This is a genomic window from Nocardia sp. NPDC051030 (assembly GCF_040683015.1).
GTDB lineage: Bacteria > Actinomycetota > Actinomycetes > Mycobacteriales > Mycobacteriaceae > Nocardia.
The window spans coordinates 915,461-939,026 of the sequence record NZ_JBFBCD010000001.1; the positions used below are offsets into that span (position 1 = coordinate 915,461).

Annotated in this window: 23 protein-coding genes and 3 tRNA genes; 15 read left to right on the top strand and 11 right to left on the bottom strand. The window is 66.9% G+C overall.

The window, feature by feature from the left end:
• Positions 1-35: 35 nt before the first annotated feature.
• From rpmG to AB0N05_RS03885, 4 genes are all read right to left on the bottom strand, one after another.
• Positions 36-206: a 50S ribosomal protein L33 gene (rpmG, locus tag AB0N05_RS03870; RefSeq protein ID WP_011211653.1), complete on the bottom strand. Its 171-nt coding sequence runs from the start codon at positions 204-206 to the stop codon at positions 36-38.
• A gap of 45 nt (positions 207-251) precedes the next feature.
• Positions 252-324: transfer RNA gene (locus tag AB0N05_RS03875), tRNA-Met, on the bottom strand.
• 78 nt (positions 325-402) lie between these two features.
• Positions 403-475, bottom strand: a tRNA-Thr gene (locus tag AB0N05_RS03880).
• Between the two features lie 257 nt (positions 476-732).
• A tRNA-Tyr gene (locus AB0N05_RS03885) sits at positions 733-815 on the bottom strand.
• A gap of 140 nt (positions 816-955) precedes the next feature.
• On the opposite strand from AB0N05_RS03885, the gene AB0N05_RS03890 reads away from it, so the two are divergent.
• Positions 956-1,447: a YajQ family cyclic di-GMP-binding protein gene (locus tag AB0N05_RS03890; RefSeq protein ID WP_364687174.1), complete on the top strand. Its 492-nt coding sequence runs from the start codon at positions 956-958 to the stop codon at positions 1,445-1,447.
• An 83-nt stretch (positions 1,448-1,530) separates the two neighbouring features.
• Here AB0N05_RS03890 and htpX read toward each other — a convergent pair whose 3' ends face one another.
• Positions 1,531-2,412 (bottom strand): zinc metalloprotease HtpX, encoded by an 882-nt coding sequence (gene htpX, locus AB0N05_RS03895; RefSeq protein WP_364687176.1) that lies wholly within the window; start codon positions 2,410-2,412, stop codon positions 1,531-1,533.
• 198 nt (positions 2,413-2,610) lie between these two features.
• On the bottom strand, positions 2,611-3,633 hold the full coding sequence (locus tag AB0N05_RS03900) for a polyprenyl synthetase family protein (RefSeq protein ID WP_364687178.1): 1,023 nt from the start codon (positions 3,631-3,633) through the stop codon (positions 2,611-2,613).
• A 313-nt stretch (positions 3,634-3,946) separates the two neighbouring features.
• Between AB0N05_RS03900 and AB0N05_RS03905 the strand changes: the two genes are divergently transcribed.
• Positions 3,947-5,221, top strand: coding sequence for a geranylgeranyl reductase family protein (locus AB0N05_RS03905; protein ID WP_364687180.1), 1,275 nt, complete (start codon positions 3,947-3,949; stop codon positions 5,219-5,221).
• 145 nt (positions 5,222-5,366) lie between these two features.
• Here the strand turns inward: AB0N05_RS03905 and AB0N05_RS03910 are convergent, their stop codons facing one another.
• Complete coding sequence (locus AB0N05_RS03910; RefSeq protein ID WP_364687183.1) at positions 5,367-5,870, bottom strand: DUF2505 domain-containing protein; 504 nt, start codon at positions 5,868-5,870, stop codon at positions 5,367-5,369.
• A gap of 39 nt (positions 5,871-5,909) precedes the next feature.
• On the opposite strand from AB0N05_RS03910, the gene AB0N05_RS03915 reads away from it, so the two are divergent.
• From AB0N05_RS03915 to AB0N05_RS03935, 5 genes are all read left to right on the top strand, one after another.
• Positions 5,910-6,419, top strand: a complete 510-nt coding sequence (locus tag AB0N05_RS03915; protein ID WP_364687185.1) for a DUF3592 domain-containing protein — start codon at positions 5,910-5,912, stop codon at positions 6,417-6,419.
• 56 nt (positions 6,420-6,475) lie between these two features.
• Entirely contained in the window at positions 6,476-7,189 is a 714-nt protein-coding gene (locus AB0N05_RS03920; RefSeq protein ID WP_364687187.1) for a demethylmenaquinone methyltransferase, read from the top strand.
• 182 nt (positions 7,190-7,371) lie between these two features.
• Positions 7,372-11,703, top strand: a complete 4,332-nt coding sequence (locus tag AB0N05_RS03925) for a bifunctional nitrate reductase/sulfite reductase flavoprotein subunit alpha (protein WP_364687189.1) — start codon at positions 7,372-7,374, stop codon at positions 11,701-11,703.
• A 58-nt stretch (positions 11,704-11,761) separates the two neighbouring features.
• Positions 11,762-12,802, top strand: coding sequence for an alpha/beta hydrolase family protein (locus AB0N05_RS03930; RefSeq protein WP_364687191.1), 1,041 nt, complete (start codon positions 11,762-11,764; stop codon positions 12,800-12,802).
• A gap of 42 nt (positions 12,803-12,844) precedes the next feature.
• Positions 12,845-13,900, top strand: a complete 1,056-nt coding sequence (locus tag AB0N05_RS03935) for an alpha/beta hydrolase family protein (protein ID WP_364687193.1) — start codon at positions 12,845-12,847, stop codon at positions 13,898-13,900.
• Here AB0N05_RS03935 and AB0N05_RS03940 read toward each other — a convergent pair whose 3' ends face one another.
• On the bottom strand, positions 13,901-14,935 hold the full coding sequence (locus tag AB0N05_RS03940; protein WP_364687195.1) for an aldo/keto reductase: 1,035 nt from the start codon (positions 14,933-14,935) through the stop codon (positions 13,901-13,903).
• An 83-nt stretch (positions 14,936-15,018) separates the two neighbouring features.
• Between AB0N05_RS03940 and AB0N05_RS03945 the strand changes: the two genes are divergently transcribed.
• Complete coding sequence (locus AB0N05_RS03945; RefSeq protein WP_364687197.1) at positions 15,019-15,639, top strand: TetR/AcrR family transcriptional regulator; 621 nt, start codon at positions 15,019-15,021, stop codon at positions 15,637-15,639.
• A gap of 99 nt (positions 15,640-15,738) precedes the next feature.
• On the opposite strand, the gene AB0N05_RS03950 is transcribed toward AB0N05_RS03945, so the two are convergent.
• Positions 15,739-16,320, bottom strand: coding sequence for a TIGR03086 family metal-binding protein (locus AB0N05_RS03950; protein ID WP_364687199.1), 582 nt, complete (start codon positions 16,318-16,320; stop codon positions 15,739-15,741).
• 175 nt (positions 16,321-16,495) lie between these two features.
• Between AB0N05_RS03950 and AB0N05_RS03955 the strand changes: the two genes are divergently transcribed.
• Entirely contained in the window at positions 16,496-16,729 is a 234-nt protein-coding gene (locus AB0N05_RS03955; RefSeq protein WP_364687201.1) for a hypothetical protein, read from the top strand.
• Positions 16,730-16,857: 128 nt separating this feature from the next.
• Positions 16,858-17,079 (top strand): hypothetical protein, encoded by a 222-nt coding sequence (locus AB0N05_RS03960; protein WP_364687203.1) that lies wholly within the window; start codon positions 16,858-16,860, stop codon positions 17,077-17,079.
• A 4-nt stretch (positions 17,080-17,083) separates the two neighbouring features.
• On the opposite strand, the gene menD is transcribed toward AB0N05_RS03960, so the two are convergent.
• Positions 17,084-18,718, bottom strand: a complete 1,635-nt coding sequence (gene menD, locus AB0N05_RS03965; protein ID WP_364687205.1) for a 2-succinyl-5-enolpyruvyl-6-hydroxy-3-cyclohexene-1-carboxylic-acid synthase — start codon at positions 18,716-18,718, stop codon at positions 17,084-17,086.
• Between the two features lie 89 nt (positions 18,719-18,807).
• Here menD and AB0N05_RS03970 point away from each other — a divergent pair, with 89 nt between their 5' ends.
• Complete coding sequence (locus tag AB0N05_RS03970; RefSeq protein ID WP_364687207.1) at positions 18,808-19,635, top strand: siderophore-interacting protein; 828 nt, start codon at positions 18,808-18,810, stop codon at positions 19,633-19,635.
• Between the two features lie 67 nt (positions 19,636-19,702).
• Here the strand turns inward: AB0N05_RS03970 and AB0N05_RS03975 are convergent, their stop codons facing one another.
• Entirely contained in the window at positions 19,703-20,149 is a 447-nt protein-coding gene (locus AB0N05_RS03975) for a hypothetical protein (RefSeq protein WP_364687209.1), read from the bottom strand.
• Positions 20,150-20,491: 342 nt separating this feature from the next.
• On the opposite strand from AB0N05_RS03975, the gene AB0N05_RS03980 reads away from it, so the two are divergent.
• From AB0N05_RS03980 to AB0N05_RS03995, 4 genes are all read left to right on the top strand, one after another.
• The gene (locus tag AB0N05_RS03980) at positions 20,492-21,385 is read left to right on the top strand and encodes a 1,4-dihydroxy-2-naphthoyl-CoA synthase (protein ID WP_364687211.1); all 894 of its coding nucleotides are present in this window, start codon (positions 20,492-20,494) and stop codon (positions 21,383-21,385) included.
• Between the two features lie 203 nt (positions 21,386-21,588).
• Positions 21,589-21,978, top strand: coding sequence for a VOC family protein (locus AB0N05_RS03985; protein ID WP_364687213.1), 390 nt, complete (start codon positions 21,589-21,591; stop codon positions 21,976-21,978).
• Between the two features lie 74 nt (positions 21,979-22,052).
• Positions 22,053-23,270 (top strand): inorganic phosphate transporter, encoded by a 1,218-nt coding sequence (locus AB0N05_RS03990; RefSeq protein WP_364687215.1) that lies wholly within the window; start codon positions 22,053-22,055, stop codon positions 23,268-23,270.
• A 10-nt stretch (positions 23,271-23,280) separates the two neighbouring features.
• Positions 23,281-23,550, top strand: coding sequence for a hypothetical protein (locus AB0N05_RS03995; RefSeq protein ID WP_364687217.1), 270 nt, complete (start codon positions 23,281-23,283; stop codon positions 23,548-23,550).
• Positions 23,551-23,566 lie beyond the last annotated feature (16 nt).

Below are 23,566 nucleotides of genomic sequence, written 5' to 3' on the forward strand. Positions count from 1 at the left end.
CACTTCTTCCACGCGGTAGATCGCGCGGGGTTAAGTTAGCGAGATTCGCGGTGCGCCCGGTGGGTACCGCAGTTCGGGCAGAACTTCTTCAGTTCCAGCCGGTCCGGGTCGTTACGCCGGTTCTTCTTGGTGATGTAGTTGCGATGCTTGCACTGCTCGCAGGCCAAGGTGATCTTTGGCCGGACATCGGTGGACTTCGCGGCCACGATTTTCCTTCTTTCCGGTCAACCTAGAGGGTCAATCAGTATGGGTAGCGATGGCCGGACTTGAACCGGCGACACAACGATTATGAGTCGTTTGCTCTACCAGCTGAGCTACACCGCCATATGGTAGCGAGATCGACGGTGTAAGCGGCCCGGTCATTCAGGGAGTGCCGAGGCGTTCACCACCGGCAATCCGGCGAGCCCCCTAACGGAATCGAACCGTTGACCTTTTCCTTACCATGGAAACGCTCTACCGACTGAGCTAAGGGGGCGTGTCTGTTTGAGCACCGGACCAAACCGGGGCGCTGAAGACTTGAACGAGATTACACAACATCTCACCAAGACTCCAAACCGTGTGGTCAGAGGGGTTTTTCGAGCCGTTCGAGTGGGTACCCGGCTGTGGTCCCGGTGACCTCCCTCGACCAGCGGCCGCCGGGACATCGGGGCTGATGGAGGATCGGGGCGCGGTGCCATCGAAGGACGAAACGCAAAGAACCCCGCGGACTGTCGTCCACGGGGTTCTTCGAGGTGGCAGATGTAGGATTCGAACCTACGTAGGCTTTCGCCGACGGATTTACAGTCCGCTCCCATTGGCCGCTCGGGCAATCTGCCGTGCGCCGCATTCGGTGCGGTGAGCAGAATACAACGAACCCATGCCCCCAATGCAAACCGGCTGGCTATGGCGGTATCCGACCGGCTAGCGTCGATGCGGGAAATCCCGGAAACTTCCGATCTCGGACAGGAGCACAAGCGTGGCGGATTCGTCGTTCGATGTCGTCAGCAAGATCGATCGTCAGGAGGTCGACAACGCCCTCAACCAGGCGGCGAAGGAGCTCAGCCAGCGCTACGACTTCCGCGGCACCGGCGCGAGCATCGAATGGTCGGGCGAGGAGAAGATCATTCTCACCGCCGGGGCCGAGGAGCGCGTGAAGGCCGCCCTGGACGTGTTCAAGGAGAAGCTGATTCGCCGCGACATCTCGCTCAAGGCGTTCGACGCCGGCGAGCCGGTGGCCTCCGGCAAGGTGTACAAGATCACAGGCGAACTGGTGCAGGGCATCTCGTCCGAGAACGCCAAGAAGATCGCCAAGAAGATCCGCGACGAGGGCCCCAAGAGCGTCAAGGCGCAGATCCAGGGCGAGGAGCTGCGGGTCAGCAGCAAGAACCGCGACGACCTCCAGGCCGTCATCGCACTGCTCAAGGGCGGCGACTTCGACCTCGCGCTCCAATTCGTGAACTACCGCTAGGCAGAACACTTTTCGCAGGGGGACATGACCCTGCACACATTCGAAGAGGCCGGGGCATCGCCCCGGCCTCTCGGCATTTCAGGTCAGAAGTTGCGGGTGCCCCCGGCCATTTCCTCCAGGCGTGCGATGCGGTCGGCCATCGGCGGGTGCGTGGAGAACCAGCGGGCCATCTTGTCGCCCGCGCGGAACGGGTTGGCGATCATCAGGTGCGACTGGGCGGTCAGCTGCGGCTCAGGGGGCAGCGGGGCGGCCTGAACGCCACGCTCCAGCTTGCGCAGGGCCGACGCCAAGGCCAGGGGGTCACCGGTGAGGGCCGCGCCGTCCTGATCGGCCTGGTACTCGCGCGAACGCGAGACGGCCAGCTTGATCAGCGAGGCCGCGATCGGGCCCAGCAGCGAAACCAGCAGGATGCCAATGATATTCGGGCCCTCGCCATTGCCGCGGCCACCGAAGGCGCTGGCGAAGAAGGCCAGGTTCGCGAGACCCGAGATGACCGACGCCAATGCGCCCGCCACCGACGAGATCAGGATGTCGCGGTTGTAGACGTGGGATAGCTCATGCCCCAGCACCGCGCGCAGCTCCCGCTCGTCCAGGATCGACAGAATCCCGGTGGTGCAGCACACGGCGGCATGGCGCGGGCTGCGTCCGGTGGCGAACGCATTGGGGGCATTGGTGGGGCTGATGTAGAGCCGCGGCATGGGTTGCCGCGCGGCCGTGGCCAATTCGCGCACGATGCGATACATGGCCGGGGCCTCGAGTTCGGTCACCGGCTGCGCGTGCATGGCCTTCAATGCGAGTTTGTCGCTGTTGAAGTACGCGTAGGCGTTCATGCCCACGGCCAGCACGATCGACAGGATCAGGATCGTCGGACTGCGAAAAAGCGCTCCGGCGAACACGATCAGCGCCGACATGCCTACCAAAAGTCCGAACGTCTTCACACCGTTCGCATAGCCGTGCTGATGCACTCCTCCGCCTCTCCGCGACTTCAGCGCCGGGCTGAGAGCCGCTGACTGTCCCATTCGCGTGGTGCGGTTACGTACGTCCCGAATTTTGGACGTACCCGACGAGTTACCCGGCCCTCACGAAATCAGTTGTCCCGTTGGCACCGCTCGTCGATTCCGTTACACCAGGTCAACGATAGAGGCAGGGGTAGAAGTTCCCCGTCAGCCGACCCGCTCGATGGTGTAACGAACCAGCTGCTCGAGGGCCTCGTTGGCGGGGCCGGGGGGCAGGGCCGAGAGTTCGGCGTGGGCGATATCGGCGTAGCCCTGGAGCTTTTCCTTGGCCATGACCATGCCGCGGGAGCGGGCCAGCAGGTCGAGGGCTTCTTCGACCTCGGCGTCGGTCTCGAGGGGGCGGGCCAGCAGTTTGCGCAGGCGGTCACCCTCGGAGCCCTCATCGCGCAGGGCGTAGAGGACGGGCAGGGTGTGCACGCCCTCGCGCAGGTCGGTGCCCGGGGTCTTGCCGGACTGCTCGGACACCGAGGAGATGTCGATGATGTCGTCGGAGATCTGGAAGGCGGTGCCGACCGCGTCGCCGAGGCGGGCCAGGCGCTCCACATGCTCGAGATCCGCGCCGGAGAAGGTGCCGCCGAAACGGCCGGCCGCGGCGATCAGCGAACCGGTCTTCTCCCACACCACGCGCAGGTAGTGCTCGACCGGATCCTGGGACTGCTTGGCGCCGATGGTTTCCCGCATCTGGCCGGTGACCAGCTCGGCGAAGGTCTCGGCGATGATGCGCACCGCGTCCGGGCCGAGCGTGGAGACCAGGCGGGAGGCGTGCGCGAACAGGTAGTCGCCGGCCAGGATGGCGACGCTATTGCCCCAGCGCGAGTTCACGCTGGGCGCACCGCGCCGCATGGAGGCCTCGTCCATGACGTCGTCGTGGTAGAGCGTGGCCAGGTGTACCAGTTCCACCACGGTGCCCGCGGTGATCAGATCCGGGCTGGTGGGGTCGGGGCCCAACTGCCCGGTGAGGATGGTGAACAGCGGCCGGAAACGCTTGCCGCCCGCCTTGGCGAGGTGCAGTGCCGCCTCCTGGAGGAACTCCTCACCATCGGACAGCTCCGTGATCAGCAGGTCTTCGACTTCGACCAGGCCCTTACGGACCGTAGCCGCGAGCTCGGGATCGCCGAGATCCACCCCCGCCACCACCGTGCTCTCATCGCTCACAGCCGATGCGCTCATTTCATCTCCCAGTGCCGCGTCCGACCCCACGCCAAAGAACCTAGCGTGTTGGCCGATCACCCCCTATGGACACCACCGTAGTGCGACGAACGGAACATCAGCTACCGACTCTTCCGTCATCGGGAAGCACCGGGTCATATCGCAAGGCGACAACTGATTTCGTGAGGTCCGGGTAACTCACCGGGGACGTCCAGAATTCTGGATGTGCGTAACCGCACCACGCGAATGGGACCGGCAGCGGCTCTCAGCCCGGCGCTGAAGTCGCGGGGAGGCGGGAGTGCACCGATCGTGATGTGCTGCAAGTATTGAGCCCATGGGTTCACCGGAGGTCACGCCCGAGCAGGGGCAATCATCGGAGTTGCTGCCCGCGCACGCCGATGTGCTGGTGGTGGGAGCGGGACCGGCCGGGTCGGCCTCGGCCGCCTGGGCCGCGCGGTCCGGGCGCGATGTACTCCTCACCGATGCCGCGGTGTTCCCGCGCGACAAGACCTGCGGTGACGGGCTGACCCCGCGCGCCACGGCCGAACTGGAACATCTGGGGCTCGGCGACTGGGTGCGCGCGCATACGGTCAATCGTGGGCTGCGCATGGCCGGATTCGGGCGGGAGGCGCTGCTGCCCTGGCCGCAGGGGGCGTTCCCGACCTACGGAAGCGCCGTTCCGCGAACCGAACTCGACGACAAGCTGCGCGAGGCCGCGGTGAAATCGGGTGCGCGGATGGTGGACGGGGCGCGTGTGGTGGAGGTCGCCCGCGACGGCGACCGGGTCACCGGCGTCACCATCAAGACCGAGGCCGGGCTGCGGGCGGTGTCCTGCAATACGCTCATCGTCGCCGACGGTGTGCGCTCGCCGGTCGGAAAACTGCTGGGGCGCACCTGGCATCGCCAGTACGCGTACGGCGTGGCGGCGCGGGCCTACATCAAGTCCGAGCGCAGCGACGATCCGTGGATCACCTCGCATATGGAATTGCGTGATGCCGACGGCACGCTGCTTCCGGGCTACGGCTGGGTGTTCCCGCTCGGCAATGGCGAGGTCAATATCGGTGTCGGCTCGCTCGCCACGGAGCAGCGGCCCTCCAATATTTCACTGAAACCACTGCTCCAGCACTATGTTTCGCAGCGCCGCGCGGAATGGGGCTTCGAGGGTGAGGCGCGGGCGGTGGCGTCGGCGCTGCTGCCCATGGGCGGTGCGGTGTCGAATGTGGCCGGGCGCAACTGGGCCCTGGTCGGTGATGCCGCGGGGTGCGTGAACCCACTCAATGGCGAGGGCATCGACTACGGCCTGGAGGGCGGGCACATGCTCGCCGAACTCCTCGACGAACCCGATCTCAGCCGCATCTGGCCGGAACTGCTGCGCGCCCGATACGGCCGCACCTTCTCGGTGGCGCGCCGCTTGGCCGCGATCGCCACGCATCCGCGCGCGGTGCCGCTGGGCGGGCCGCCGGTCATGCGGTCGAAGTTGTTGCAACGCACCGCGGTTCGCGTCATGGGCAATCTGGTGACGGACGAGGATGTGGATCTCACCGCCAAGCTGTGGCGGGGTGCCGGGCGCGCGTCCATGCGCTTCGATCAGCGCGCGCCGTTCTCATGAGTTCCCGGCCGGTTCCCGAAGACCTGCTGCCTCACTCCGGCAACTGGCTGGTGCTGGTCGAACCGCGCGAGTTCGATCCGAGCCGGGTGCAGTAGTCACCGCAAACCCGTGGATGCGGTGGTCGCATCCACGGGGTGCCCCGGAATCAGGCGTTCTGAGCGGCGAACCAGGCCTCGACGGACTTGCGTTCGCTCTTCATCACCTTCTCCAGGAGGTTTTCCACCAGGGGCTCGATGGCGCCGCCGACCAGCGGCACCTTGACGGTGACGGTGCCGGTGACGGCGATCTCGGAACCCTCGGCGCTGGGCCGCAATTCGAACGCGCCCTCCATCTCGGTGGTGATGCCGCCGGACGCGCCCTGGAAGCCGCCCTTGGCGATATCGCCCTCGAGCGGGCCCCAGGTATCGGTGCGCTCGAGCACGAGATCGCTCTTGAGCACCTTCTTCACCAGGCCGGGAATCTTGTCCTCGGGAGCCTTTTCGGTCATATGAATGCGAATGGTGCCGGGCCCGTCCGGATGGGTGAGGTCCAGCGTGGCGGTGGATGCGCCGTCGAATCGCGCCTGCCACATCTCGTCGTTGGTAAGTGCCCGGTGAAGCTCTTCTACCGGGACGCTGTACTGCACGGTGAAGCTGAATTTACGGGACATGGCCGCAACGGTAGTCGAGTCATGGAATAGCCTGGTGAAGTGTCGGAAACCAGTCAGTCGGCCAGCCGTGCTCAGCGTTTGCGGCGCGCTCGGATCGGAGTGGTGATCACCGCGTCGGCGGTGAGCGTGCTCGCGATCCTGCTGGTGCTGGCGGCCTGGCGCGATGATCGGATGATCAGCTCGGATATGGGCGTGACCAGTGCGGAGGTCCTGTCGGCGGGGCGGCTGCGGTCCGCGGTCATCTTCGTGACGCCGGACGGCGAGACGCACAATCCGAAGGTCGGCGTGCTGTATCCGACCAAGCTGACCGCCGGTGAACGCATCAATGTCGAATATCTGCGCAGTGATCCCGATCTCGTACGGGTGGCGGGTCGCGATGCGCGTGTCGCCATCATCCCGGCGCTGTCGGTGATCGTGGTGGCCTGGGGGCTGGCCCTGCCGCTGCTGTGGCTGCTCGGCTCGCCCCCGTCGCAATGGGTGGCCGCCGCCCGCGCACGCTTCCCGGGCGGCAATCGCACGCGACGCTCCGACACCGTGCCGCAGCGCTGAACGGACACCGCCGAGCGCGATGGTCGCGGCCCCGCGACTGGAGCTAGGGTGCGGAGGTGGCGAAAACAAAGCGGCGAGAATCGTTTCGGGCCTCGCTGGACAAGCAGCCGCACGAGGTCGCGTCGATGTTCGACGGGGTCGCGAAGCGGTATGACCTCACGAACACGGTGATCTCGGCTGGGCAGGACCGGTATTGGCGGTGGGCGACCCGGCAGGCGCTGGCGCTGCGCCCCGGTGAGCGCGTGCTGGACCTGGCGGCCGGGACCGGCGTGTCCACCCTGGAGCTGGCCAAGTCGGGCGCCTGGGTGGTGGCGACGGACTTCTCCCAGGGCATGCTCGCGGCCGGACGGCATCGCAATGTGCCCATGGTGGCCGGTGACGCCACCCGGCTACCGTTCGCCGACGAATCCTTCGACGCCGTCACCATCTCCTACGGCCTGCGCAATGTGGGCGATCCGGACCTGGGGCTGCGAGAGATGCTGCGCGTCGCCAAGCCCGGCGGACGCCTGGTGGTGGCCGAGTTCTCGACGCCGACCCTCGCGCCGTTCCGGACCGTCTACATGGAGTACCTGATGAAGGCGCTGCCCGCGGCGGCGCGCGCGGTCTCCAGCAATCCGGACGCGTATGTGTATCTGGCGGAATCGATTCGGGCCTGGCCGAACCAGCCGCAGCTGGCCCTGCGCATTGCCGACGCGGGCTGGTCGGCGGTGAAGTGGCGCAACCTCACCGGTGGCATCGTGGCGCTGCACCGCGGCTACAAACTGGGCTGAGGCGAGCCCGGCCGGAAGACTCCCGGCGACGCGAGAGGCGGTCGCGCCGCCGATGTGTGTTTCGACTCACTCGAGGCTGTGACCTGGCCTCACACGCCGCGAAACCCACTGTGAGGCGAAACGTCATCTGACGCTAACTTTCGGTAAATCCCGCGCAATGGGGAGTCGCGAGGATCGGTCACATGGCGGATTCGACCACTCCCAGCTCGAGCACCAGGACCGCGTGCTCGTACTGCGGGGTGGGCTGCGGCATCACCGTCGAGACCCGCGCCGGGGAATCGGGCGCGACCGTGATCGCCAAGGTCACCGGGGACAAGCTGCATCCGGTCAATGGCGGGCGGCTCTGCACCAAGGGCGCGACGCACGCCGACATGATGCGCGCTCCGGGCCGGATGGAGTCCGCGTACCGGCGACCCGAACGCGGGCAGGAGCCCGTCCCGGTGCCGGTCGACGAGGCCGTACGGGAGGCCGCCGACCGGCTGCGCGGGATTCTCGACACCCACGGACCGGACGCCATCGCCCTGTACGTGTCCGGGCAGATGTCGATCGAAGCCCAGTACCTGGCCACCAAATTCGCCAAAGGCCACCTGCGCACCGTGCATATGGAAGCCAATTCGCGGCTGTGTATGGCCAGCGCCGCCACCGGCTACAAGCTGTCGCTGGGTTCGGACGGGCCGCCCGGATCCTATGAGGACCTCGACCACGCCGACCTGTTCTTCGTGATCGGCGCGAATATGGCCGACTGCCATCCGATCCTGTTCCTGCGCATGGCCGATCGGCTCAAAGCGGGCGCGAAGCTCATCGTGGTCGATCCGCGACGCACCGATACCGCCACGCGCGCGGACCTTTTCCTGCAAATCCAGCCGGGTACCGATCTGGCGCTGCTCAATGGCCTGCTGCGCCTGCTCGTCGAAAACGGTGACATAGACAGCGAATTCATCGCCGAGCACACCGAGGGCTGGGCGGGCATGCCGGAATTCCTGGCGGAGTTCACGCCCGCGCGGGTCGCCGAGATCACCGGGCTGGCCGAGGCCGACATTCGCACCGCCGCACAGTGGATCGGCGAAGCGGGCGAATGGATGTCGCTGTGGACCATGGGCGTCAACCAGTCCACGCACGGCACCTGGACCACCAATGCGATCTGCAATCTGCACCTGGCCACCGGGACCATCAGCCGAAAGGGCAGCGGGCCGTTCTCGCTCACCGGACAGCCCAATGCCATGGGTGGGCGCGAAATGGGTTACATGGGACCGGGATTGCCCGGCCAGCGCAGCCTGCTCAACCCCGCCGACCGGGCCTTCGTGGAGACCGCGTGGGACCTGGAACCCGGCACCCTGCGCACCGAGGCCGGGCCCGGCACCGTCGACATGTTCCGGCAGCTCGCGGACGGGAAGATCAAGGCCTGCTGGATCGTGTGCAGCAATCCCGTTGCCTCCATGGCCAATCGGCGCACCGTGATCGCCGGGCTCGAGGCCGCGGAACTGGTGATCGCGCAGGACGTGTACACCGACACCGCCACCAATTCCTACGCCGATCTGCTGCTGCCGAGCACACTGTGGGCGGAAGCCGATGCGGTGATGGTGAATTCGGAACGCACCATGACGCTGCTGCAACGCTCGACCGAACCGATCGGAGATGCGCGGCCGGATTGGCAGCTCATCGCCCAGGTCGCGACGGCCATGGGGTTCCCGGGTTTCGACTACGCCTCCAGCGCCGAGATCTTCGAGGAGATCCGGCAATTCAGCAATCCCGCCACCGGTTACGACCTGCGCGGCATCGACTACGACACCCTGCGTGAGGGGCCCGTGCAGTGGCCGTGCCCCGATCCGGCGCAGCGCCGCAACCCGATTCGCTATGTGAACGACGGCATCAGCCAGCCGCTGTTCACCGACGAGGACGGGCACGCCCCGCGGCTGGCCTTCGCCACGCCCAGCCGCCGCGCCGTGTTCTGGCCGCGCCCGCATCTGCTGCCGGAGGAGATGCCGGACGAGGATCACCCGTTCCTGCTCAATACCGGTCGCCTGCAACACCAGTGGCACACGATGACCAAGACCGGCAAGATCGCCAAACTCAATAAGCTGAACGGGCAGCCGTTCGTCGAGGTGCATCCGGACGACGCCGCGAAACTCGAGGTGCACGACGGCGATCAGCTCGAAATCGCCTCCCGCCGTGGCCGCGCGGTGCTGCCCGTCCGAATCAGTGACCGCGTGCTGCCGGGCTCCTGCTTTGCCCCATTCCATTGGAATGACGAGCAGGGTGAATACCTGACCATCAATGCCGTCACCAATGACGCCGTCGACCCGGCGTCCTTGCAGCCCGAATTCAAGGCTTGCGCCGTGCGATTGCGGAAGGTGGCTGTGCTGACGAAACCCGAAGCAACCACGGCCACGCCCGACGCGGGCGCGGGCCCGGCCGCGCCGGACAGCGGCACGCCGTTCCCGGCAGCGCTGCCCGGCGTGTCCTTCCCGGTACCCTCGACCGGGATGACCGGCCCGCACCCGCTGGCGGTAATGCTCGGCCTCGACGCGGCCAGCGCGCCGACGCTCAGCGAGACCGAGCGCATCTATCTCGGTGGTTATCTCGCTGCGCTGCAAGGGCTACCGGTGACCGGACAGCCGGTGCTGCCGGAGACCGCGCCGATCTCGGGCTCGAGCCGGTTGTGGATCAACGGGCTGCTCGCCGGAATGTACTCGCGCGGCGCGACCGGGCCGGGGGGCACAACGGGCGGGATGCTCGACTCCGGGACCTCGGGCGGCGGCGCTGCCCCGGTGCGCACCGTCACCGTGTTGTGGGCGTCGCAAACCGGCACCGCCGAGGAACTGGCCGCCGCCGTCGCCACCCGGCTTACCGAAACCGGTTTCACGGCACGGCTATTGGATATGGACGCGGCCGAGCTGAGCGACCTCACCGGCGATGTGCTGATCGTCACCAGCACCTTCGGCGACGGCGGCCCGCCGGACAATGGCGCGGACCTCTGGGACCGCCTGAACGACAGCCCGATTCGGTTCAATGCCGTGCGGTACGCCGTCTTCGCGCTCGGCGACTCCTCCTACGATGATTTCTGCGGGCACGGCCGCAAGCTGGACGAACTGTTCGCACAGCGCGGGGCGACCCGGCTGTCCGCCCGCGTGGACAGCGAACCCGATCACGAGCCGCTGTCGGATCAGTGGCTGGACGAGATCACCACCGCTCTCGCCGCCGGTCTCGACATTCCTTGGCAGGAAGAGGATTCACCTGCTCCGGATAGCGGCGCGGCGGCCACACCGGGTCGAACCGGAGGCCCTCATCTGCCGACCGGCCGATCCGGGACGGCCGGGGCGCAGACCATGCAGCGGACCTCGGTGGTGACTCTCGCGCCCGGGCGCACGCACAAGGCCGCACCGGCGGTGTTCACGCGCAATGCCCCGTTGCCCGCGAAACTGGTTCGCAATGAGCTGCTCTCGCGGCCGGGTGCCGGGAAAGAGGTGCGGCAGTTCGGCTTCGATCTGAGTGATCTCGACGCCACCTACGAGGCCGGGGACTCGCTGGGCATCCGGCCCGCCAATTGTGAAGCGCTGGTGGCGGAATGGCTGGAGGTGACCGGCCTGGATGGGCGCCGGGTCATCGATTTGGACGATCGGGAGGCGACGCTCGCCGAGGCACTGCGCACCCACTACGACATCACCAAGGTGAGCGGGGACCTGCTGTCCTTCGTGGGTGAGCGGCATTCGAGCCCCCGGCTGGCGAAGTTGCTGCGCCGCGATAATCGCAATGAGCTCGACGGCTATCTGTGGGACCGGCAGCTGGTGGACGTCCTGCGGGACTTTCCGGTGCGGGCCGATCTGGTGGAGTGGCTGGGCACGCTGAAAAAGCTGCAACCGCGCCAGTATTCGATCTCCTCCAGCCCGCTGGTCAGCCCCCATGAAGTGCAGCTGACCGTCGGCGTGGTGCGCTACGGCGATCCGGCGGCCATCGGGTCGGCGGCCCGCCGCGGCGGCGTGTGTTCGACGTTCCTGGCCGATCGCGCCGATTCGGAGATCCCGATCTTCCTGCAGCGCGCACCGCACTTCCGCCCGCCGCTGGACCCGAACGCGCCCATGATCATGGTCGGGCCGGGCACCGGCATCGCGCCCTTCCGGGGCTTCCTCCAGGAGCGTCGCGCCCTCGGCTGCCGCGGCCGCAATTGGCTGTTCTTCGGCGATCAGCACGCCGACGACAATTTCTACTACCGCACCGAACTGGAGGATATGTTCCGCTCCGGTTTCCTCACCCGCCTGGATCTGGCCTTCTCCCGCGATCAGCGCGAGCGGATCTATGTGCAGCACCGCATGATCGAACACGGCGCGGAGTTGTGGTCGTGGCTGCGGGACGGCGGTCACCTGTATGTCTGCGGTGATGCCGCGCGCATGGCCAAGGATGTGGACGACGCCCTGCTGAAGATCGCCCGCATTCACGGCAAGCTGAGCGAGGAGGCCGCCCTGGCCTTCAAGAAGCATCTGGTGGCCGAGAAACGCTACGTGCGCGACGTGTACTGAGCCGAGCCCCGCAAACCGGGGCCTGGGCCACACAGTGAAAGCGTGCTACTTCTGACGGGTGACCCGTCGAATCCTCGCGCGAACGATGCTGGCGGCGGTGGCCGCCGCCACCTCGATCGGCATCGGCGGAATTCCCGCCGCCTCGGGAGAACAGGTGACCGTCCCGGCGGCGCAATCCCCCGACGGCTCACGCATTACCGGCGTAGAGGTCGTGGACGGGAGAAACCTGCGGCTCACGGTGTATTCCGCGGCCATGGATCGCAGCTTCCCGGTGGATGTGCTGCGGCCCGCCGACACCTCCGCACCGCGCCCCACGCTCTACCTGCTCAATGGCGTCGGCGGCGGCGTCGATGACGCCTCCTGGCAATTGCGCACCGACGCACTGGATTTCCTGTCCGACAAGAACATCAATGTGGTGCAAATCATCGGCGGGCCGTACGCCTGGTACACCGATTGGATAAGGCCGGACCCGGTGCTCGGGAACAACAAGTGGGCAACCTATCTCGGGCACGAACTCCCGCCATTGATCGATGCGGCCCTGGGTACGAACGGCGTCAATGCCATTGCCGGTATCTCGATGGCCGGTGTGCCGGTGCTGAATTCGGTCATCTTCAATCCGGGGCTGTTTCGCAGCGCGGCTGTCTACAGCGGCCTGACGCAGACGACCACCGACTTCGGCCGCCGGGGCATCAAGATGACCACCGAGATGTCGGGTCACGGCAATATCGAGAACATGTGGGGACCCGACGACAGCCCGCTCTGGGCGGCGAACGACCCCACCCTGAATGCCGAAAAACTGCGTGGCACACACCTTTTCATTTCAACAGGTAACGGAATCCCGGGTCTGTACGACCTGACAGGTGGGGGCGGCCGGGTACAGCTGACCACCACGGAGATCGCCCAGACCGTCACCATCGGCGCGTTCATCGAAGCCAATATGGACCTGTCCACCAAGGCCTTGCAGCAACGCCTGAACGAACTGAACATCCCGGCCACCTTCGTCTACCGCTCGACCGGCACGCACATCTGGGCCTACTGGCAGGACGACCTGAAGTCGTCCTGGCCGGTCCTGGCCGAGGGCCTCTATTCCGCGCCCTGAAAACACGTCGTACGCACGCAGAATCGAAAAAAAGGGGGGCGAGTGAATCGCCGAATCACCGCACGCATGACACTCGCGGTACTGGCCGCCGCCGCATCGATCGGCCTGGGCGGATATCCCGCCGCCGGTGCGGAGCAGGCGACCGCGCCCGGAGTCACGGTGCCCGCGGTGAAATCGCCGGATGGCTCGTATATCAGGAGCATTCAGGTCAAGGACGACCGGAATATCCGCCTCACCGTCTATTCCGCCGCCATGGATCAGAGCTACCCGGTGGATGTGCTGCGGCCCGCCGACACCTCCGCACCGCGGTCCACCCTCTACCTGCTCAATGGCGCGGGTGGCGGTGTGGATGACGCCTCCTGGCAATTGCGCACCGACGCACTGGATTTCCTGTCCGACAAGAACATCAATGTGGTGCAGATCATCGGCGGCGCCTGGTCCTGGTACTCCGATTGGGTCAAGTCCGATCCCACGCTCGGCACCAATAAATGGTCGACCTATCTCGGGCAGGAACTGCCGCCACTGATCGACGCGGCGCTGGGCACCAATGGGGTCAATGCCATTGCCGGAATCTCCATGGCCAGCCTGCCGGTGATGAACTCGGTCATCTTCAATCCCGGGCTGTTTCGCAGCGCGGCCGTCTACAGCGGCTTCTTCCAGACGACCACCGATGTCGGCCGCCAGGCCGTCAAGGCCGTGACCGAGCGGTACGGCCACGGCAATGTCGAGAACATGTGGGGGCAGGACGACAGCCCGCTCTGGGCGGCGAACGATCCCACTCTGAATGCCGAAAAACTCCGTGGCACAAATCTGTTCATCTCCACCGGCAACGGCATTCCGGGCATTTACGATCTCCCGGGCGCCCGCGGCCGGAACGAGACGAGCGTCCTCGATACCGCGCAGGTCGTGGCCACCGGCGCATTCATCGAGGCGAACTGCGACGCGTCCACCGTGGCCTTCCAGAACCGGCTGAATGAACTGAAGATCCCCGCGACCTTCGTGTACCGCCAGACCGGCACCCATATCTGGGGTTACTGGCAGGACGACCTGAAGTCGTCCTGGCCGGTCCTCGCCCAGGGCCTGTACTCCGCGCCCTGACTACACCATCGGAGGGTTGAGGCGGGTGAAATCGCCGAGCCGGTAGTACGGGTAGTAGGGGTATGGCGGGGTGACGGCGCTCGCCTTGTCCAGGCGGGCGATCTGATCCGCGTCGAGGCTCCAGCCGATCGCACCGAGGTTCTGGCGCAGCTGTTCCTCATTGCGCGCGCCGACGATGACGGTCGACACCGTGGGCCGCTGCAGCAGCCAGTTGAGGGCGATCTGCGGGATGGTGCGGCCGGTTTCGGCGGCGAGCTCGTCCAGGACGTCGACCACGTCGTAGAGCAGTTCGTCGTTCACCGGCGGACCGGCCTCGGCCGTCTTGTGCAGGCGGCTGCCTTCCGGAAGTGGCTGTCCGCGACGGATTTTGCCGGTGAGACGGCCCCAGCCGAGTGGGCTCCACACCACTGCACCGACACCCTGGTCGACGCCGAGCGGCATGAGCTCCCACTCGTAGTCGCGGCCGACGAGGGAGTAGTAGACCTGATGGGCAACGTAGCGCGGGAGGCCGTGCTTATCCGCTGCGGCAAGGGATTTCATGAGCTGCCAACCCGCGAAGTTGGATGCGCCGACGTTTCGGATCTTGCCTGAGCGGACCAGATCATCCAGTGCGGCAAGGACTTCCTCGACGGGGGTGCCCGCATCGAAGGCGTGCAGCTGGAACAGGTCGATGCGATCGGTGCCGAGGCGGCGTAGCGACCCTTCGACGGCGGTGATCAGGCGGGACCGGCCGGAGCCCAGATCGTACGGGCCGGGGCCGGTCGGCAGGCTGGCCTTGGTGGAGATGAGCAGCTGATCGCGGCGGCCCCGAATCGCCTCGCCGAGCACCTCTTCCGAGGCTCCGTCCGAGTAGACGTCGGCGGTGTCGAACATGGTGACGCCCGCTTCCAGGCTGATGTCGACGAGCCTGCGGGCCTGCCGCGCATCGGTATCGCCCCAGGCACTGAACAGTTCACCGCGGCCACCGAAGGTGCCCGCGCCGAAGCTCAATGCCGGAACCTGCAAACCCGATGCGCCGAGCCGACGGTACTCCATGACTTGCTCCTAACGGGACTATAGTTTCATTAACAAAACAGACGATACACTCACCACGCCACAAATGGAACTGGAGGCCCGTTATGGAGCAGGATCCCACCGCACCCGGCTCGATTCGCCCAGGTGGACGCACCGCACGCGTCCGCGACGCCGTCCTGCGCGCGGCCGGAGACCTGCTCGCCGAACGCGGTTTCGCACACCTGGATCTGGCCGAAGTGGCCGCCCGCGCAGACGTCGGAAAGACCACCGTCTACCGCCGCTGGCGCACCCCCGCCGGACTAGTCGCGGACCTGCTCGTCGATATGGCCGAAACCTCACTCCCCCACAGCAATACCGGCTCCCTCCGCGACGACCTGCACGCCAATGCCCGCCTCGTCGCCACAACCCTCACCGACCCCCGCCAGGGCCCCCTCTTCCGAGCCGTCATAGCCGCAGCCCTCACCGACGACACCGCCGCCGCAGCCCTGCACCGCTTCTACGACACCCGCCTCACCGAATGGTCCCCCGTCATCGAATCCGCCATCGCCCGAGGCGAAGTCCCCGCCGACACCGACCCCCGAGCCGTCCTGTCCGCCGTCTCGGCCCCCCTCTACTACCGCTTCCTCGCCAGCGGCGACCCGCTGGACGAAGCCGCTGTCACCGCGGCTGCCGAAGCCGCCGCAGCAGCCGCCCGCGCAGGCGTCTTCACCTCCGCCGCAAGGTAATTCACCGCCGCCAGGGCGTCAGGTCGAGGCCCGGATAGCGCAGGGCCATTCCTTCCAGGGTCGCCGGTGTCCGATAGGCATGCCCGGGCGGCGGAAAGCCTATTTGTGCGCGGTCCAGGAGGGGTCGCGGCCGGTCAGGCCGAGGACTCGGTCGAAGACCGGGGCATTGTCGGGGACCGGGACCTTCGGACCGAAGAGGCCGGGGATGCCTTCGGGGGGAGTGTTCCGCAGCAGGTCGAGCAGGGGGGTCATGGACTCGGGGTCGGGGAGATAGGACTGGGAGGTGGCGCGGGCCAGGTCCCAGCCGTGGATGACGAGTTCGTCGAGGGCGAAGGCGGCGGCCTGCGGAGCGGGGAGGGTGACCGAGCCCGCCTCGGTCTCGCCGGACCAGGCGTCGGGTTCGCGCCAGGCGGCGACCAGGGCCTTGAGTTGGGCGGGGATCAGGCCGCGCCAGCCGGGGTCGAGATCGGGTCGTTGGGAGGGCTGCTGGGAATTGCCGACCGATTCCTTGGTGGCGGCCCGGCGGAAGCCCTCGATGAGGCCGATGACGTGGCCGATCAGGTCACGCACGGTGCGTTCGTCATTGGGGGTGGGGGCGTCCAGCTGATCGTCGGTGATACCGGCGACGACCGCCTCCATGGCGGCGGCGGCCGGTTCCAGGTCGAATGCCGGGTTGATCATGCTTCCTCCCGAAAAAGCGCGCGGCCGCCCGAACGGAGGCCTGCTCTCGAATTAGGACTACCCGGAATCCCACGATTCATCCTTTCCCGGCCGAATGCAATCGCAGCGGCCGTTCGCAACCCGTTCGTTAGCCGTATTTGCGGCGAAAACCGCTGGTAGCGAGGAGAATTGGTAGATGAAGGGTGATCGAGTGGAGATCGTCGTCGATACCGGCGACGGGTCTCGAAATTACGAAGTGAGCGCGACCCGGGCGGGACGCCGGGTCGAGGTGCGCATAGCGCGCGGCGTGGCCGAGGTCAGCGAAGTAACCAGAACCGGCACGACGGTGCGCACCGCCCGATTCCTGGCCGGGCGGGTCCTGGCCCTGGTCGAACATCCCGCCGACGCCGGGCCGCTGCCCGGGGAATGACGGCGTGGCCTGGGCGAATCCCGGCCGCGGTTGCCGACCCACCGAAAAAGGGAGCATTCTCGACAGTGCCCGATAACACCGATCGGCCCGGCTGAGCCGGAACGCCGGCCCGCGGGAAGGAGAATCCGATGATCGATCGCACCACCGACGCAGTGCCCGAGGCCGACCTCGCCGAGCAGTCCGTCCCCGCAAACCCCAACGATCAACTCGACGACACCGTCGAGTCTCCGATCCGCGAGGTCCCGGAGGGCGACAGCGGCTGGACCGCCGACGAGGGCGACCTCATCGAGCAATCCATCCCCGTCCCCATGGACGACGACTACACCGAAACCGCCGATTCCGACTACTGACGCTTCAGTTTCCGACACCCGCGCGCACCAGGGCGTGCAGTTCACGCAGGCTGCTGCGTTCGGTCGCGACCTCCAGCACGCGGATGCCGTGCGCGTCACCGGTCAGTTCGATGGCCAGTTCCGCCGGGTCGACCTGGCGGTGCGGCACCCGGTAGGCGGCGCACAGCGCGGCCAGGTCCATGCCGTGCGGGGTGCCGAAGACGCGTTCGAAGACGCCCGCGTACTGCGGATCGCCCTGTTCCAGGAGTTCGAAGATGCCGCCGCCGTCATCATTGGCGACGACGATGGTGAGGTTCTCCGGCCGCGGCTCGCCCGGTCCGATCAGCAGGCCGGACGCATCATGCAGGAAGGTCAGGTCGCCCATGAGCGCGACGGTGCGACCCGGATGGGTCAGCGCCGCGCCGACGGCCGCCGACACCGTGCCGTCGATTCCGGCCACTCCGCGATTGGACAGCACCCGGACTCCGCGCCGCGGGGTCGAGACGAGTGCGGCATCGCGCACCGGATTGGACGCGCCGAGCAGCAGTAGATCGCCGTCGTGCAGGGCCTCGGTGACCACGCTCGCCACATGCAGACCGGTCGGCTTCGGATGTCCGGCGAGTTCCGCGCGCACCACCGCCACGGCCTTCTCGTTCAGATCACGGCACAGCTCCAGCCATTCCGGCCGCGGCGCGCCCGCGGTGACCGCGCGGGTGCCGGTGCCCACCACATTGCCGGACACATCGGGCCAGCGCGGCCCGGTGGTCAGCGCGTACACCGTGACCTCGGGATCGGCGAGCAGCCGGGCCACCGGCCGGTGCAGCGTGGGACGGCCGGTGATGATGGCCTGCTTGGGCTTCAGCAGCGGCAAGGCCAGGGGATGCAAGGCCGGGCCATGCATGGGCGCGGTCGGTTCGGCGACGGTCGGCAGGGCGGCGAGTTCGGGCCGATGCCCCGCGCCATGGCCGGAGACGACCACCGTATCGGGGGTCAGGTCGATATCGAGCGGCACGTCTAGGGTCGCGTATTGCGTTGCGGTCCAAGGCCTTTCGTCGCAGCGCCCGGGAGGCAGCAGGTCACCGGCGGTCATATCCGGGACGAGGGGCTCGCGCAGCGGAATGTCGAAATGCACCGGCCCGGCATTGCCGGAACGGGTGCCGCGGGCGGCGGCCAGCACACGGCAGACGGCGGAACGCCAGAGGCTGTTCTGCTTGGCGTAGAGGTGGTCGCCGGGTTCCGTCTCGGCCAGACCGAGGCTGATGGCGGCGCGCACCTGGCTGCCGAAGAGGCCGAATTGCTCGACGGTTTGATTGGCGCCGCTGCCGAGCATTTCGTAAGGGCGGTTGGCGCTGAGCACGATCAGCGGGATGCGCGCGTAGTTGGCTTCGAGGACGGCGGGGCCGAGGTTGGCGACGGCGGTGCCGGAGGTCATGACGACGGGGACCGGGCGGCCGCTGGAGACGGCCAGGCCGATGGCCAGGAATCCGGCGCTGCGCTCGTCGATGCGCATGTGCAGTCGAATCTTTCCGACGGCATCCGCGGCTTGTAATGCGAATGCCAGCGGCGCATTTCGCGAGCCGGGGCACAGAACGACGTCCCGTACTCCCCCGCGCGCGAGTTCGTCCACGACGACCTGCGCCTGTGCTGTCGAAGGATTCACATCTCCCAGCTTCTCAGACAGTCGATTCCGGCGCTGCGTCGCCCTGCTCACACCTGTTATGCATACTTAGGGTTTGCTAACCTAAACCCATGGCGAAGCGCACCAAATATGTCAAGCCCGAACATCGGGAGATCCTGACCGCGGAAGTCCTGGCGAGCAAGCGGATCAGCCCCAACTTCGTTCGCGTCACCATTGGCGGGGAGGGCCTCGCGGGTTACACCGCAATGGGTTTCGACCAGTGGTTCCGGCTGTTCGTGCGCGGTAAGGACGGCAACCTCAAGCTGCCCACCTCCGCCAGCAGCCTGGGCTGGTACGCGCAATACCTCATGATGGGCAAGGAACACCGTCCGCTGGTGCGCAATTACACGGTGCGCGACTACCGGGCCGCCGGTTTCGGGGAGTTCGGCAGCACGGCGGAAATCGATATCGACTTCGTCTCGCACGGCAATGACAGCCCGGCCTCGGCCTGGGCCGACAACACCACCCCGGGCGAGAAGGTCGGGTTGCTGGACGAGGGCATCATGTACCAGGCCCCGGACCACACCGAATTCTCCGTACTGGTCGGGGACGAGAGCGCCCTGCCCGCCATCGCCGGTGCGCTGCGCTCGGCGCCGCGCGACCTGAAGGGGGCGGCGTTCATCGAGATTCCGCACGCCGACGACGCACAGCGGCTGGGCGAACCCGAAGGGGTTCAGGTGAACTGGCTGGTCCGCGCCGATGCGCACGGTGAGATCGGCACGCTGGCGGCCGAGGCGGTGCGCGCGGCGGAGATTCCCGCCAAGGGCGTGTACGGATTCATCGCGGGCGAACAGAAATTGGCCTCCGGGGTGCGGCGGCATCTGGCACAGGATCGGGAAATCCCCAAGGCGGACATCACGTTCACCGGCTACTGGCGGGTCGGCAAGTCCGCGGGCTGAGATTCACCGAATTCGCGGATTCACCGAGTTCGCGGCCCCGCACAAGGGCCGCGAACCGGTCATTTGATTAACCAGCGTGGCGCTGGATCAGATCACCGACACGCGGAAGCGCCTCGGCGACATGCTTCTTCGCCGAGGAACGCAGCGAGCCGTAGACCTTGGTCAGCGCCGGACGCGACGACGCGGCGGCGCGCTCGTCGGTGACCGCCAGCAGCGCCTCGGCAACCTCGTCCTGCTTGGAGACCAGCAGTTCCGCGAACGAACCCGCGCCCGAGGCCTTGAACTCGGCCCAGTACGGGTCCAGCTGCGACACGAACTTCGGGATGAACGACTCCAGGGCATCGCCGACAATGGTCGGGCTGACCTTCTTGACGGCGGCGTAGCCGGCCTTCACGGCGAGACCCGACGCGCCACCCTTATCCGACACCTCGCCATCCAGAACCTCTTTGGCGTCGGCCAGGAAGGCCGGGCGCTTGGCGTCGTCGAGCAGGGATTCAGACAGTGCTGCAACCACTTTCAGGTTCCTCCGGATAGTTTTTCGATGAACGAGCGCACGCAACTATACGCACCGGTGTCCCCGCACACGCGATGCCGACGCGCACTCACTGCCAGGGCAGTCACAGCACTGTAAGCCCTCCGCAATCGGTTGGCACCGTTTCACTTTCACCTACCGGCCAGTCACCGGGGAGCCGCAGAATTTCCGCGAGCCACTCCGACCGGTTGGTGGTTAACAATCAGCGGCCTTACCGGATGGCGGAATCCCGCTGCCCCGGCGGGCACAGCTGCGCGAACCCGGTGAGACCGATCACCGGTGTTGAGTCACCCGGGCACCGGACCTACTACTAAGTTCGTGCGCGTGACCTTCAATGCGACGCTGTGGCGGCCCGTCCCCGGGTTCGAGAACCTCACCGACATCACCTATCACCGGCACATCGAGCAGGGCACCGTCCGGATCGCCTTCAATCGGCCCGAAGTACGCAATGCCTTCCGGCCGCACACCGTCGACGAGCTGTACCGCGCCCTCGACCACGCCCGCATGACCTCCGATGTCGGCGCGGTCCTGCTCACCGGCAACGGACCCAGCCCCAAGGACGGCGGCTGGGCCTTCTGCTCCGGCGGCGACCAGCGCATCCGCGGACGCAGCGGCTACCAGTACGCCAGCGGCGACACCGCCGACACCGTGGACGTGGCCCGCTCCGGGCGACTGCACATCCTCGAAGTGCAGCGGCTCATCCGCTTCATGCCCAAGGTGGTCATCGCACTCGTGAACGGCTGGGCGGCGGGCGGCGGCCACAGCCTGCACGTCGTCTGCGACCTCACCCTCGCCTCACGCGAACACGCCCGCTTCAAGCAGACCGACGCCGACGTCGGCAGCTTCGACGGCGGCTACGGCAGCGCCTACCTCGCAAAAATGGTGGGCCAGAAGTTCGCCCGCGAGATCTTCTTCCGCGGCCAGCCCTACACCGCCGAGCAGATGCATCAAATGGGCGCCGTCAACGCCGTCGTCGACCACGAACAGCTCGAGGACGTAGCGCTCGAATGGTCCGCCGACATCCTCGGCAAATCCCCCCAAGCCATCCGGATGCTGAAGTACGCCTTCAACCTCCAGGACGACGGACTCGTCGGCCAGCAACTCTTCGCCGGTGAGGCCACCCGCCTCGCCTACATGACCGACGAAGCAGTCGAAGGCCGCGACGCCTTCCTCGAAAAGCGCGACCCCGACTGGAAGCCCTACCCCTGGTATTTCTGAACTCTCCAGACTCTCAGGGGCTTCGCCCCCGAACCCCCTCGAGATCGCGGGGGCTTCGCCCCCACACCCCCGTGAGGGAGGAAACCGCTGACGCGGAGTCTCAGGGGCTTCGCTCCGAACCCCCGTAGGGAAAGGGGGAACGCTGACGCGGAGTCTTGGGGGCTTCGCCCCCGAACCCCCGATCCGGCTGACAAGGTGCATCTATGGAAATACTGGGCAGTCGGGTGATTCTGCGGCCGCGGGACTATCAGCGGACGCTCGAGTTCTACCGGGATGCACTGGAGCTGGCCATCGCCCGCGAGTATCCGGGTGGGACCGTGTTCTTCGCGGGGCAGTCGCTGGTCGAAGTGGCGGGGCATGGGCGCAAGGATGGGGATCCGGACGGGTTCGCGGGGGCCATCTGGTTGCAGGTGCGCGATTGTGGGATCGCGGCTACCGAACTCGCATTGCGCGGGGTGGTGATCGAGCGCGCGCCGCGGCAAGAGCCGTGGGGGTTGATCGAAATGTGGGTGCGGGATCCGGATGGGGTGCCGCTGGTTTTCGTGGAGGTTCCGGCCGATCATCCGATCCGGCGGGACCAGCGAAAGCCTTAGCACGGGAGTAACTGTGAAGTGCGTCGGGGGGACTGATTGACAGTGGGTAAATGGGGTAGCGCAAACTGGGCGGTGTGTCTGCCGAACTGCTCGTTCTGCTGATCGTTGTCTTCACGGCTCTGGCATTCGACTTCACCAACGGATTCCACGACACCGCGAACGCGATGGCGACCTCGATCGCAACCGGTGCGTTGCCCCCGCGTATGGCCGTACTCCTGTCAGGAGCGCTGAATCTGGTCGGCGCGTTCCTCAGCGTCGCCGTCGCCGCGACGGTCGCCGAGGGCATTGTCGACCTCTCGGAGGTGAGCGGACAGGCCTTGCTGGACATTGTGTTCGCGGGCCTCGTCGGCGGCATCCTATGGAATCTGTTCACCTGGCTGTTGGGTTTGCCGTCGAGTTCCTCGCACGCGCTCTTCGGCGGTTTGATCGGCGCTACCATTGCCGCGCTCGGCTGGCACGGCGTGATCTGGACCGCCGGCAGCAAGGGCGTGCTCGCCAAGATCGTCATCCCGGCCCTGCTCGCCCCCGTGGTCGCCGCACTGGTGGCAGCCATCGGCGCGTGGGTGGTCTACCGGATCACGCGCGGCAGCAATGAGAAGACCGTGGAACGCGGATTCCGGTGGGGGCAGATCGGTTCCGCCTCCCTGGTCTCGCTGGCCCACGGCACCAATGACGCGCAGAAGACCATGGGCATCATCTTCCTGGCGTTGATCGCGCACGGTTCCGCCAAGGCCAGCGATCCGCTGCCGCTGTGGGTGATCGTGTCCTGCGCGGTCGCCATTGCCGCGGGCACCTGCCTGGGCGGCTGGCGGATCATTCGCACGCTCGGCAAGGGCCTGGTCGATATCGCGCCGCCGCAGGGTTTCGCGGCCGAATCCACCAGTGCGGCGATCATTCTCACCTCGGCGCATTTCGGCCTGCCGCTGTCCACCACGCAGACCGTGACCGGTTCCATCCTCGGCTCCGGCCTGGGCCGTCCCGGTGCGGAGGTGCGCTGGGCGGTGATGGGCCGCATGGTGGTGGCCTGGATCCTCACACTGCCCCTGGCGGGCATCGTGGGCGCGCTGTGCTGGGCGCTGCTGCACGGCATCGGCGGAACCGCCGGTGTGCTGGTGGTGTTCGCGCTGCTGATCGCCATGGCCGCCATGATCTGGCGGCGATCCAAGAAGTCGCACGTGAGCTCGCACAATGTGAACGATGACTGGAAGGCCGGAGACGGCGCGGCGGCAGGCTCTGACACCGCGAACCCGCAGATCCGGCGCGATGACACCGTCGGCAACGGAATCGGCTAGGGGCACCGGGATGCACACCTTCCTCTCCAATCTGTCCGACCTGTGGCGGGTCACCCTCGCAGCCTTGGTCTTCGGCGCTGGCCTGCCCACGGTCTTCGCCGTCGGCATCCGCTACCGCGCGCAAATCGACGACGGCGCGACCGGCACCGCCCGGCAGACCGCACTGGCGATCTCCGCACTGTGTTTCGCGGTAGTCATGATCGCGGTGGTGGTCGGTGTGCTGTTCATCGCACGCAGCTTCCTCGCCACCCGGCTCGGTATCCATTTGCTCGGCGCGTGACGCCACCGGATCGAAA